The sequence below is a fragment of the Azospirillum cavernae genome (assembly GCF_003590795.1).
In the GTDB taxonomy this organism is placed as follows: Bacteria; Pseudomonadota; Alphaproteobacteria; order Azospirillales; family Azospirillaceae; genus Azospirillum; species Azospirillum cavernae.
The window spans coordinates 45,559-57,992 of sequence record NZ_QYUL01000008.1; the positions used below are offsets into that span (position 1 = coordinate 45,559).

General features: G+C 63.6%; 10 protein-coding genes. All 10 read left to right on the forward strand.

All coding sequences use genetic code 11. The annotated features are described in order from the left end of the window. Positions 1 to 21 precede the first annotated feature (21 nt). Positions 22 to 3,054 (forward strand): ATP-binding protein, encoded by a 3,033-nt coding sequence (locus D3877_RS29165; RefSeq protein ID WP_119834312.1) that lies wholly within the window; start codon positions 22 to 24, stop codon positions 3,052 to 3,054. Then, entirely contained in the window at positions 3,015 to 4,148 is a 1,134-nt protein-coding gene (locus D3877_RS29170) for an ISAs1 family transposase (protein ID WP_119834313.1), read from the forward strand. Before D3877_RS29165 ends, D3877_RS29170 begins: the two co-directional genes overlap by 40 nt. 71 nt (positions 4,149 to 4,219) lie before the next feature. After that, positions 4,220 to 5,026: an SbcC/MukB-like Walker B domain-containing protein gene (locus D3877_RS29175; protein WP_119834314.1), complete on the forward strand. Its 807-nt coding sequence runs from the start codon at positions 4,220 to 4,222 to the stop codon at positions 5,024 to 5,026. A gap of 62 nt (positions 5,027 to 5,088) precedes the next feature. Then, entirely contained in the window at positions 5,089 to 6,351 is a 1,263-nt protein-coding gene (locus D3877_RS29180) for a Wadjet anti-phage system protein JetD domain-containing protein (RefSeq protein WP_147395360.1), read from the forward strand. A 175-nt stretch (positions 6,352 to 6,526) separates the two neighbouring features. Beyond that, positions 6,527 to 7,546, forward strand: a complete 1,020-nt coding sequence (locus D3877_RS29185; protein WP_119834316.1) for an AAA family ATPase — start codon at positions 6,527 to 6,529, stop codon at positions 7,544 to 7,546. Then, positions 7,536 to 8,450, forward strand: coding sequence for a ParB/RepB/Spo0J family partition protein (locus D3877_RS29190; protein ID WP_119834317.1), 915 nt, complete (start codon positions 7,536 to 7,538; stop codon positions 8,448 to 8,450). The genes D3877_RS29185 and D3877_RS29190 overlap by 11 nt, the downstream gene beginning before the upstream one ends. Positions 8,451 to 9,522: 1,072 nt before the next feature. Then, entirely contained in the window at positions 9,523 to 10,476 is a 954-nt protein-coding gene (locus tag D3877_RS29195) for a division plane positioning ATPase MipZ (protein WP_119834318.1), read from the forward strand. Further along, positions 10,473 to 10,982 (forward strand): ribbon-helix-helix domain-containing protein, encoded by a 510-nt coding sequence (locus D3877_RS29695; protein WP_147395362.1) that lies wholly within the window; start codon positions 10,473 to 10,475, stop codon positions 10,980 to 10,982. The genes D3877_RS29195 and D3877_RS29695 overlap by 4 nt, the downstream gene beginning before the upstream one ends. Positions 10,983 to 11,168: 186 nt before the next feature. After that, entirely contained in the window at positions 11,169 to 11,396 is a 228-nt protein-coding gene (locus D3877_RS29205; RefSeq protein ID WP_119834320.1) for a hypothetical protein, read from the forward strand. A 206-nt stretch (positions 11,397 to 11,602) separates the two neighbouring features. Further along, positions 11,603 to 12,434 (forward strand): DEAD/DEAH box helicase family protein (locus D3877_RS29210; RefSeq protein WP_147395364.1); only part of this gene is annotated, 832 nt, incomplete at its 3' end.

A 12,434-nucleotide genomic window follows, 5' to 3' on the forward strand; every position in this document is an offset into this window, starting at 1 on the left:
GCCGACATCCTTGAGGTTCACATGCCCGATTCCCTCGATCAGACGCTCAAGCAGGCCGCCTTGTCCGGGACGGCGCTTTCTCCTCCCACCCTTCCCGACGAAGATCGGCCGCGGCCGTCCTTCTTCGAACTGCGCCATCTCGGCTTCGTGAACTGGTACGCCTTCTTCAAGGACGACATCCAGGTTCGCGGACGCATCGCCCTGCTGGGGCACAACGGTGCGGGAAAATCCGTGATCCTGGACGCGATCCAGACCGTCCTGACCGGCAACGACCGCACACGCCTGCGCCTGAACGCCTCGGTGCAGAACGAGGAAATCGCCCGGTCGGTGAAGTCCAAGCGCACTGTCCGCGACTATTGCCTCGGCGCCATCGACGACGCCGACCTGGAGGGCAGCGGAGAAGGGGCGATGCTCCTGCGTGATCAGGCGGTCACCTACCTGCTGCTCGGTTTCGAGCGCACCGACACACACCGCCAAGTTACGGTCGGCCTCTGCCTCGAAGCGCACAAGGATCGCGAACGCGAAAATCCCAAAGCCCTGTTCATCGTTGAGGGACGCATCCTGACCACCGACGATGTGGCCGAGGAGGGTGTGTATGAGGACGGCAGGCGCTGGAGCGAAGCGAAGCCCTGGGAGGAAGTTCGGGCCGCCATCGAGGCGGATCCGGCCCTTGATCTGCTGATAGCCAATAGCCCGGACCTCTTCGTCACCGAGATCTGCCACATTCTCGGGCCGGAGTTCGGGAAGATGGACAAGAGCAAGTTCCTCAAGAACTTGCGCAACGCGCTCACCTTCAAGGCGGTGACGTCCTCCACCGAATTCGTCCGCAACTACATCCTTGATCCCTATCCGGTGTCGGTCGCGGAAATGCGGGCTTCGATCGCGCGCTACGCCGAGATCGAAAAGAAGGTCGATGAACTGAAGCGCCGGCTGGAAAGCGTCAAAGCGCTTTCCGAACGCGCTCGTGAAATCCGTGCGCAGCGCGCTCTATTGGCTCGCCGCCGTCTTGGCGCGTTGCAAGGACGCCTGCATCAGGTCATGACCGACCGCGAGAGCAACCGCCGCAAGCAGGTGGAGGCACGGGATACGCTCATCGACGTCATCGAAGCCCTGCGCAGGTTCGAAGCGACGCGAGCCGACCTGACGCAACGGCTTGCCGATCTCCGCCAAGCGAGAGACACCAGTGCTTCGGCTCAGGCCCTCGCCGCTCTCGACCTGGAGATCCGCAGCATCGACCTGTCGCGTCGGGAGGTAACGACTGGCGAGGCTCTGACGGCTGCCTGCCGTCTGGTCGATGCCCTGCGCCAGGCGCTGCCCATCATCAAGGCCATCGCTCCCGATGCGTTGACCGACTTCCTGGATCTCGTAACGCGCACCGAGGGATCAGCCAATCTCAAGGTCGAGGAGAAAGCGGTCCTTGCCGTTGCGCTCACGGATGCAGGATTGGTTGCCGTTGCCGGACGCGTGCTGCGCATGGTGGAGCAGCGCGCAACCACCGTGCAAAGCCGCATGACCGCCATCGAGGCGGACATCTCCGCCATCGACGAAAACATTCGCCGCGTGAGCGCCGGAAAGAGCCTGCTGAACCGGCGCACCACCATCCCCCTCCTCCAGGCCCTCCAGCGGGCCGGGATCGACGCGTCGCCGCTGTGCGAACGCGTGACCGGCGTCGATGAGGAGTGGCGCTTGGCCGCGGAGGCCGTTCTTGGTGATCGGCGCGAGGCGCTGCTGGTCGCGCCGGAGATCTATGAAACCGCCTTGTCCGTCTATCGGCGCACGGACATCGACGGGGCATCGATCGTCAACACGACCAAGACACCCGATACCAGGCCGGCGAAGCGTGGATCGCTGGCCACCGTCGTCGATACCGACAATCGTCACGCGCGCGCGTTTCTCGACTATCTGCTGGGCGGGCTGATGATGGTCCGCACCGAAACCGAACTTCGCCGCGAGGACTCGGCCATCACGGTCGATCTCATGCATGCGGCCGCCCGGACCGTGCGCAAGTTGCGGGCTCCCTCTCCCCTCTTGCTTGGCTGCGTCGACACCCAAGGAGCGCTTGAACAACTGCGGGCGGAGCGGCGGGAGGCTGAAGCGTCCCTGCGCATGTTGAGCGATGAACGAGCCAACCTCATCGCCAGCCAGCGGGTTTTGCGCGCGTGCGAAGACCAGGCGAACCGGCTGGTTCCCGTGGACCTGACGCGCGATACCTGCACCTTGAGCACGTTGACAGAGCGCTTCGTGACCGCGAACCTGGAGCGGGCGCGGATCGCCGAAGAGCAGGATCGCGGCATCACCCAGGCCATCCTTGCCGCCGAAAGGGACCTCAAGGCGGTCGAAACCGAAGCCGCCACAAAGAACGTTTCAAAGGGACGCCTGGAGACCACTCTTGACAGCCTTGAGGAGGCCCTGGCAAGCAATGAAGAGGCAATCCGGTCCATTCAGGAAAAGTCGGACGACGCCTTGCTCTACGCGGCCAGGGTGATCAGCCAGGAGCACGCGGACGAGCAGCGCAGCCTGATGTTCGCCGACACCGATCCCGGTCAGCCCGATTTCACGCGCATCATCCAGCCGACGGACCGCGAGGCCATCGCCTTTCCCATCGACGACCCGCGGTGGCTGAACGCCATTCTGGCGCATCTGGAAAACTTCGTCCTGGTTCAGACCTTCAAGCGCGTCTCCGGCACCGAGGACGCGCTGTTCGGAACGGTCCGAGATTATCTCAATGCGTTCGACCTGCCACGGCCGGACTGTGTGCCGGCCGCGTCATCGGAAACCGTGACCGATGACGATACCAGAAGCGCGGCCGAACGGGACGAGGAGCGCTTCTTGATGGCCGATGCCGTATCCACGTGGATCGCTTCCGAAGAGGAGGACTTGCGCGATAACGAGTTGGTGCGCAAGGAGGCGGAGGCTGCGGAGCAGGGCAATCGCTTCAGGTTAACGGCGGTCCTCCTTTCCAAGAGGTGTGGTTCTATGATTCCTGAAAGGCTCCTTGGCTTTGGGAGCCGACCATGGCGTCGCGTTCGATGTTGGATCACTTTTCGGCGTTGAAGGATCCCCGCCAGTCGTGGCGGGTGGTGTATCCCCTGCCGGAAATCCTGCTGCTGGTTTTGTGCGCGACCTTGAGCGGCATGGAAGATTTTGTGGAGATCCGGCTGTGGGGCGACCTTCGGCTTGAGTTTTTGCGGAGATTTCTGCCCTACGAGCGCGGTCTTCCCGCCCACGACACGTTGAACGATGTGATCAACGCCTTGCCTCCCGACCTGTTCAAGGAATGCTTCACCCGCTGGGTGGCGCAACTGTGCGAGGAGACGCCCGACGTCATCGCCATCGATGGCAAGACCTCGCGGCGCAGCCATGACCGGGCCAAAGGGCGGGCGCCGTTGCATCTGGTTTCGGCCTGGGCCGCGCGCCAGCGCTTGGTCCTGGGTCAGGAGGCGACCGAAACCAAGTCCAACGAGATCACCGCCATCCCGCTCTTGCTGGAACGCCTGGAACTCGCGGGCGCCTTGGTCACCATCGACGCCATGGGCGCCCAAACCGCCATCGCCGAAACCATCCGCGCCAAGGGCGCCGACTATCTTTTGGCGCTCAAGGGCAATCGGCCGACCACCCACGCCGATGTCGAGCGTTTCTTCGCCGATCCGCCGGCCGAGATGATCGCGGATACGCTGGAGACCATCGACAATGACCATGGCCGCCTGGAACTCCGCCGCCACACCGTCTGCCATGACGTCGGCTGGCTCTTCTCCGACCGGCGCTACCCCGACGAACCCCGCTTTCCCGGCCTCGCCATGATCGGCATGATCGAAACCATCGTGGAACGCGACGGTCGGACCCAGCGAGACCGCCGCTACTACCTGTGCTCCACCACCTTGGATGCCAAGACCTTCGCCCGTGCCGTCCGCGCCCATTGGGGCATCGAAAACGGTCTCCATTGGGTGCTCGATGTCGTCTTTCACGACGATCTCGCTCGCCTCAGATCAGGAAGCGGACCCCAGAACATGGCCATCGTGCGCCATATCGCCATCAACCTCCTCCGAAAGCCGACCGACAAGCACAGCCTCAAGGTCCGACGAAAACGCGCAAACCTCGACCAGGATTATCTCGAAACACTAATCCGACAAGGCGGCCCGTTAACCTGAAGCGATTCCCCTGGGCTGCGGAGGCGCGCAACGCCACGATCCGGACCTTCAAGGAGGACTTCGTTGGCAAGGTGCGTGGCGCCTTCGACGCCATCGAGGGCGTGCTGGAGGATCTGAACCGCCAATTGCGCAAACGCGACTTCCACGGCCTGACCTACCGCTTTTCCAAGCGCGACGCGGCCGGCTACCGGGACATGATCACCCTCATCAACCGGTCGTCGGATCCGGAGTTCGACCTGCCCCTGTTCGAGCAGGCGAGCGAGGCTGGCGGCGCTCTCGACGAGGCCACCTCGAACGCGCTCAAACGCCTCCAGGCCCTGGCTCTCGATCCGCACGCGGACATCGGCGACATCGAGGATCCCCGGCGTTACTTCGAATTCCATCTGGAGATGCTGAACCGCAAGGGGGACGTGAAGACGGATCTGGCCCGCCGCATCGGCACCGGATCCGGTGGGCAGTTGCAGGTCCCGTTCTATGTCTCGATCGGCGCCGCTTTGGCCGCGACCTGCTACCCCGACCGCAAGGGGCTCGACGGCGGCCTCGCCATGGCCGTCTTCGACGAGGCGTTCTCCAAGATGGACGCCGCCGTCGTCAGCGAGGTGCTTCAGTTCAACGAGAGCGTGGGCCTGCAGACGATCATCGCCGCCCCGGACAAGGAGCGCTCGACGTTCGAGCAGTTCATGGACACCATCGTCACGATCTCGCGAATGGGCACCGCGATCATGATCGACGTTCAGGAGATCAAGCCCCTCGCCCATGCGGAGTTTCGCAAAGCGAACCCGCGCCTGATCGGCTTCGACGGCTTCCGCACCGCCGCGCTTCAGGAAGGGCAGGCGACGGGCGACACCGCCAACGGTTCCCCGGATCCGGCCTCGTGAAGGGGGGCCCCGGACACGGCTCATCCACTGGTTCGGCACCGAACCCAGACACTCCCCAAGCCGTGGCGACCAATCTGCTTGCTCGGCTGTTGCGGAGAGCCGATCGCCGCCGACAGGAGAACCGATCGGTATCCGAAACCCCGGACTACAGCCGTCTGCGCACGGGAACCGACGAAGCGGTGTTCCGGCGTATCCTGGAACAGGCCGCGGCGGCCGGTGCGGTTAGCATTGTCCTAGGACGGTTCGAGCGGACGCATCTGATCGAGAAGATTCGCGTCGCCGACGCCGACCGGCTCGCAGCGTTTCTTGGTGTGGAGCGCTTGCCCGTTCAAGCCCGCCGCGTTGCGGACATGGTTCGGACGTTTCTGCCCGCGGTGGGTTGGACGCATGACCTGCTCGACCGCGCCACAGCCCGTTGGACGCGTGGTGAAAGCGCCTTCGGTCTTGCCATCGCTGACGAGGCCGACATCAAGGCTCGCTTCCGGATCCTGGCCGCACTGGCGCGAGGCGAAGCGGATGGAATCGATCCCCGTACCTTTTCCGCGCGTGTCTTTCCGCTGCATCCGAACGACGCCAGCAAGATCGTCGAACGCCATCTTGGTGGGCTGCTGCCGATGCTCCGTGACGTGATCCAGGGCTTCGGTCCAGAGAGGGACACGGCATCTACGGGGATGGAAGACATGGCAGGCGCTGAGGATGACCGGCAGCCCTCGGGAATTTCCGATGATGGCGTGCTGGAACGCTTTGGCCTCTTGCGGTTCACCGCTCCGGTCTTCCTGTCCGGCCCCGTCGAGATCGATCTGTCCGTTGTCGGATCCGATGTCAGACTGCCCGGCTCGACGCCACCCTTCATCACGGCGCATCGTGAATGGTTGCCTGGGCTCCATTGGCGGGCGGACGTCGCAAGCCCACGCATTCTGACCATCGAAAATTTGACCTCGTTCCACCGCCATGTCCGTGAGATCCGGCAAGATGATGTGTGCACCGTCTACACCGGCGGCTTCCCAAGCATGACCGTGCTGTCGCTGCTTCGCCGCCTGCTGGCTACCTCGCCGACACCGCCAATTCTATGGCACTGGGGTGATGTCGATGCCGGAGGCGCCCGGATCGCCGAGTATCTGGAGCAGAGCCTCGGTGCCTCCATCCGTCCGCACCTCATGGGTCAGGACCTTGTCGCCCACCTGGGCCGTGCAGGACACACGGGTCCTCTCGCGCCGTTGGCCGCACGCGCCGGTGCGGGAGCCGAAATCGCCCGCGTCATTCTGGACACGGGCCTGCTCCTGGAGCAGGAGCGCGTCGATCCTCAGCCGGTCCCAGCATTGTGACGCTGTTGCTATTTGCAACAGCCCCTCCCTTCCATTGAACCTTCTCCCACGATACGTAGCATCCACGGATGCGTCCGTGGTGGGTAGTCAGTTTCTACCAATACAGCGGTTTCTTGACGGATGTGGGCGCTACCTGTATCCAAGGCTCAGACGTCACCTTTGATCGGAGCCGGGCTTGCTGGGGGATAATGTGAAGGCATTCCGCGAGCGCCTCGGCCTGAGCCAGTCCGAATTCGCGGCGTGGCTCAACGAACGGCTCAACCGTCGCTACGACAAGCAGAGAGTCAGCGGCTGGGAGCGCGGATCCGACAAGCCGCCGCAGGTAGTGGTCGATCTGCTGCACAATGAGATCGCCGGTCTCGGCGTGAAGCACGGCCCTGCCCTGGTCGTGTCCGTGAGCAACCAGAAGGGTGGAGTGGGCAAGACCACGACCAGCGTGAACGTCGCGACCATGCTTGCCCAGAGCGGGCACAAGGTGTTGCTGATCGACGCCGATCCCCAGGCCAGCGCCACGATCCACCTTGGCTTCAACGCGATCGACCTGCACCGCAAGGGGCGCACGCTTGACGCCGTGCTCCGCAAGGAAGCCACGCTAACCGATATCGTGCTGAGCGTGGAAGACACCGGCCTCGACGTCGTGCCGTCGAGCATCCGCCTTGCCAAGGTGGAGGGCGAACTTCAGGGCCAGGTCACCGGCATCTTCACGCTGCGCAAGGCGCTCGCACCGCTCCGCGAAACCTACGACTTCATCGTGATCGACACTCCGCCGCACTTGGCGCAGATGACGATGAACAGCCTGACAGCGTCCGACACCGTCCTCATTCCCTGCCAGACCGAACTCATGTCGGTGCTCGGCATCGAATACATCCTCGAATCGATCTCCGACATCCGCGACACCGTCCAGTCGACGCTGACGGTGCTCGGGATCCTGCCGACGATGTTCAACCAGCGCCTTACTCAGGATCGGGAATCGCTGCTGGAACTGCAGAAGGCGTATTCGGGAACCACGCGGATCTTCGATCCGCTTCCACGCGCAACGGTCTACAGCCAGGCGTTCGCGGCCGGACAGGCGGCGGTGAGCGCAGTGTCGAATGCTGCCGGCGCAGACTCTCTACGGTCTGTTGCCGACGCCCTTGTTGCCGAACGCACGAAACGCTTCGGGATCCGCATGAGCGAGGTGACCCATGTCGCGTAAACTTGGCCGCACCAACAACGCGATGCTAGGCGCGCTGCGCGAAGGCCGCGAGACCAAGCCGGCCGGGGAGAGCGCCCTGCCCGTCTCGTTCCAGACCCGGAACGCCCGCACAGCCCAGGTCGAGGTGGACTCGATCGCCACCAACCCCGATCAGCCGCGTCGCGACTTCGACGAGGCCGAGTTGACGGCGCTGACCGAGTCCATCGAGCGCTACGGCCTGCTCGAACCGATCGGCGTGAAGCCGCTACCCAACGGCCTGTACCAACTCGCCTACGGTGAGCGGCGTCTGCGTGCCGTCCGCGCCCTCGGGCAGCCAACCATCACCGCCGTCGTGCTCGACGCCGACGTGCCCACCGACGAGATCGCGCTCGTCGAGAACCTGCTCCGCTCCGACCTCAACCCGTTCGAAGTCGCGGACGGCTTCGCCCGCATCATTGCCACGCGGGGCTGGTCGCAGGGCGACATCAGCAAGCACTTCGGCATCGCGAAATCGGAAGTCTCTCGGACGCTGAAGGTCCTCGATCTTCCCGCCCGGATCCGGGCGGAATACCTTCAGGTTCGGGTGCCGATGAAGGTGCTGCGGGATATCGCCGACCTGAAGGATGCCGACGCCCAGACCACCGCCTGGGACAGGGCCAAGCGCACCTATGCCGGCGCCGAGGTCGAGCCTGGTGAAGCCAAAGCGACGACGACGAAGTTGCGGCGCCCCTCCGAAGACCCTGCCGAGATCGTGCATTCGAGCCTGCCGAAGCGCATCGCCCGCAATGTCCTGGCGACGCGTGATGCCTTGGTTTCCCTGCGGACCGAGCCCACCGGCAAGCCGTTGGCCGACACGGACCGCACGATGCTCCGGGAAATGCGGGACGCCATTGATGCCCTCCTCGTCGATGAACCGGTAGGCTGATCGGCGGACAGGCTGGGTGTTGCTAATTGCAACACCCCAACCACATCAGGACCGCAATGGCAGGTGTTGCAATTAGCAACACCATAGCCCTCCCTTGGGCACCGAGTTTCCGGTGTCCTTCCCTTTTCAGGCAGGCTGAAGCCGGAATCGAAAGCGTTCCTGACGGGAGTCGCAGGCAACCCTGCGGCAACGTCGGCGCAACGTTTCCGCACCAACATCGTCACAGAAACAACGCGAGTGCGTGACCTGGCAGATGACGAAACGTTGCGCGAACGTCGCAGCGACATCGCCCCGACGTCACCGGTACGATAAATTCGGGGCGCGCGTGGAACGTATGGTTACGGTGACGAAAAGCGATGGCGACAAGGCGTCAGCGCGACGTCCACCGGCGGGCCGTAGGGCAAGGTGAAGCGGCGGGCGATGAGCAAGTTGGTCGTCGGGGGGCATCCATGGTCGCCGTGCATCTCGTTGTCGAGTTCGCAAGACGCGCTCTCCTCATCCGGCTTCCCACCCGGATCCGTCTCGCAAACGGTTGGCCGACACGGACCGCGCGATGCTACTGGAAATGCGGGACGCTATCGACGCCCTCTTCGTCGATCAACCTGTAGGCTGATCGGCGGAACGGGTTGGGCGTTGCTAATTGCAACACCTCGACGACATCAGGACCGCCGCGGAAAGTGTTGCAATTAGCAACGCCACCGCCCCCTCATGGGCACCGAGTTTCCGGCGCCCCCTTTCAATCAGGCTGAAGCCGGAACCGAAAGCATTCCTAACGGGAGCCGCAAGCAACCTCGCTGCAACGTTGGCGCAACGGCCCGGTGATCTATGGCACACCGGGAATGGCGTGATCCCGCCGCATCCTGCGCCTCACTGTCCCCAATCCGTTCGCGCCAGCAAATCAACCCGGCTCACGGCGATCACTCGGTGCAGGAACCTTCACGCAATGTTTTGGCGACAACATGGTCACCAAAACATCCCGGATTCGTGACCCGCAGGCGATGAGACGTTGCGCCAACGTTGTAGCGCCATCGCACGGACGTCATCGGTCCGACCGACATCGAGGAGCGTGTGTATGAATACGGTGACGAGAGGTGAAGGCGAAGGGAGCGTTGGCGCGAGTTCCGATCGCGGGCCTGCAGGAGCGGGCGCAAATAATGTGGCCCGGGCAGGATACAAAGTGGTTGTGGGAGGGGTGAAGGGCGGACCAGGCGCTTCCACAATCTCCGTGCATCTCGCCGTCGCCTTTGCGCGGCGCGGCCTCCGCGTTCTGTTGGTCGATGGCGACGAGCACAGCCGCTCCTCCGCCCGCTGGGCCGCCACCCGCCGACGGACAGCCTACGAGACCGCGGCGGTGAGGCTTGGCAAGGCCGTGGACGAGATCGAGACCGATTACGACCTCGACGATGGAATAACGACCATCCGGCAGAGTGGGACAGGGTTGCGCACCGAAATCGCACGAATGGCGCCCGATTACGATTTGACCGTTATCGATCTAGGCGGCCATGATGATCGGGGCCAGCGGGCTGCGATGACGATCGCCGACGCCGTGCTCATCCCGATCGGGCCCTCGGCTTTTGATTGCTGGACGTTGGAAGATGATGCCTGGATCGCGCTGGAGATGCGGGTAGTCCGCGAGGACTTGCCGATGCTGGCGCTGCTCAACAAGGCTGAACCTGAGGGCGGTCGCCGCGGTGCCGGAAACGCCAAAGCCCGTGCAGCGATTGCCCTGCTGACAGGGCAGGGCATCAGGCCGGCGATCTCGACGCTTGGGCTACGGACCGCGTATGCGCGGCCGCTGGAGCAGGGGCTGACCGCAATGGAGATTCCCTCTCGCAATCGGGATCGCGTGGCCTGCGCCGAGGTTGCAGCACTCGCCGACGAGGTCGTCGCTCTGCTTAACGGTGAGCATGACGACTATGTCGCGGCTTGGAGGTCGATGCGGATGCAGGATGTCGGCACCGACCTGAGCGGCGGGACCAGTGGGGTCGGTGGAAGCAGGAATGATGCAGGGGGGCAGGGAGCATGAGCAGCAACACACATACGAGCGGGTCGAGCACGAGCCTGGGACAGGGCTTTATCCTGAAGCCCAAGACGGCAGGGGCGGGTCACGAAGGACATGGTGAGGCGAATGAGGCGGCGATCGCTCGGTTCATTGATGCCGCAACCGCCCAGGATATTCCAAGCACTGGGCTGCCGAGAGGCGGTGCCGACATCGAGCCGGACGCAGGGGAAGGGGGTGGACGCCGCCGGGAAACCAATGGGCATCGAGGCCGGAAGAAATCGGCGGCTGAAATGAGGGAAACGGAGCGCCTCACCATTACGCTGCCGGGCACCTGGATCGCGGAGGTCGACCGGATCGCCGAACGCGCAGGCCGATCGCGCAACGCCCTGGTTAGTGAAGTCTTGCGCCGCGCACTGCGGCTCGGGACGGATCCGCTCGACGAGATCCTGGGCGGAGGGTCAAGGGAAGGGGGACTGCGCGACCTTCCTGATCACTACCCCATGCAAAGCCAGAAAAATACGCCCAAGTAAACTAGTTGACGCCGCACGATCGTGATAGCAGCGGCACGGCCTTTTCCGATCGACTGCCTGAGGATCCAAGGAAATCTGATGCCAGACGGCATGCATGTTCCGAAAAGCGAAGATTTTCCCTCTGCAGGTATTTCACCAAGGCATTTGGCGTCCTATATTATGTCCATCGTATAATGGAGAGCGGTGATGAGCGCAGCAGTCCAGATCATCGACGGTAGGATGAGCGCGGGTATCAGGATCGCGGTCGATCCAGCGTTGCGCAATTTGGCTCACCGGACCTGCACCCGCGAAGGCATCGAGTTGTCCGACGTGGTGCGTGACGCAATCGTCGCATTCCTGAAGGGCAAGGGGGTCGAGGTCAACTACGCTCCGCGCCGTCCTGGTCGGCCGCGAAAGGCTCAGACGGAGGTCTGAAAAGAGAAACCCGGCCGTGGCAGGCCGGGCTTCGGTGATGCTGGGCATTTGTATCAACCGACGCTTCGGGTTGTGGCGACCCTGGCGTCCAAGCAGCAAGAGGTGATCATGGCTCGATTCAACTCCGCTGTCGTCATCGGAAAATATATGGCCCGCCGACCATTTCCGCAAGGTGACGATCGCGCGATCCGCAAGGATGAGCGCTCATGCGAAACCATGCAGCGCTAATCCGCAACGCCAACGACCTGAAACAGGCCGTTGATGATGATGTCGCGTTCCAGGCCCTCGCCAATCAGTTCGTGCCCGACATCGCACGGGCTGCTGCGGTCGAGCGCTGCAAGGTTGTCCTTAGCGAGGCGTTTGGCCGTCGGCTCCCGACTGCTGATGGTCTTGCCGACGGCGGTGCCACGGGAGCCAAGGCCAGACTGATCGAGGTCGCCGGACGGCATGGCTGGAATGAGGAGGATCTCCTCGGCCCGGTCGATCACTCCGGTCCACAGCCCGTCTCGGCGATTGACGCGAGGATCGCGACGCGGCGCCTCAAGGCGCTGATCGACCAATTCGACGGGCTGGTGAAGAACTACTACGATGCCAAGGCCGAAGGGGCCGCCGTCAAACCACCGGCGCGTGTGATCAAGGGCAAGGCTGGCCTGGGCAAGACACGGAAAGTCCTGGAAGCGATCTGCGATATCCTCGATCGCCTGCGTGTCGAGGCGGCCAAGGTCAACCAGTCCATCCTCTACCTCGTGCCCACCCTGGCCCTGGCCGAGGATGTGGCGCGGGAATACCGCAAGCGGTCCAACAAGGTGCATGTGATCCGGGGTCGCTCGGCACCGATCGATCCGAGGGCTCCGGATGGCGAAAAATCATGCCTACGCGCCGAAGAGGTCGACAAGGCGGCCAAGGTCGGAATGAGCATCCGCTCGTCGTTCTGCCACGATGGCGAAAAGCACTGCGAGTTCTGGGGGCGCTGCCACTGGTCGCTGGACGAGGAGATCATCCGCCGCCGTGAACCGGGCATGCTGTTCGTTGCGAGCC

What these genes read in the sequence shown, in the direction of transcription:
- D3877_RS29165 (WP_119834312.1), top strand. Translation starts at nt 22, where the DNA reads ATGCCCGATTCCCTCGATCAGACGCTCAAGCAGGCCGCCTTGTCCGGG.
- D3877_RS29170 (WP_119834313.1), top strand. Translation starts at nt 3,015, where the DNA reads ATGGCGTCGCGTTCGATGTTGGATCACTTTTCGGCGTTGAAGGATCCC.
- D3877_RS29190 (WP_119834317.1), top strand. Translation starts at nt 7,536, where the DNA reads ATGTCGCGTAAACTTGGCCGCACCAACAACGCGATGCTAGGCGCGCTG.
- D3877_RS29195 (WP_119834318.1), top strand. Translation starts at nt 9,523, where the DNA reads ATGAATACGGTGACGAGAGGTGAAGGCGAAGGGAGCGTTGGCGCGAGT.
- D3877_RS29695 (WP_147395362.1), top strand. Translation starts at nt 10,473, where the DNA reads ATGAGCAGCAACACACATACGAGCGGGTCGAGCACGAGCCTGGGACAG.
- D3877_RS29205 (WP_119834320.1), top strand. Translation starts at nt 11,169, where the DNA reads ATGAGCGCAGCAGTCCAGATCATCGACGGTAGGATGAGCGCGGGTATC.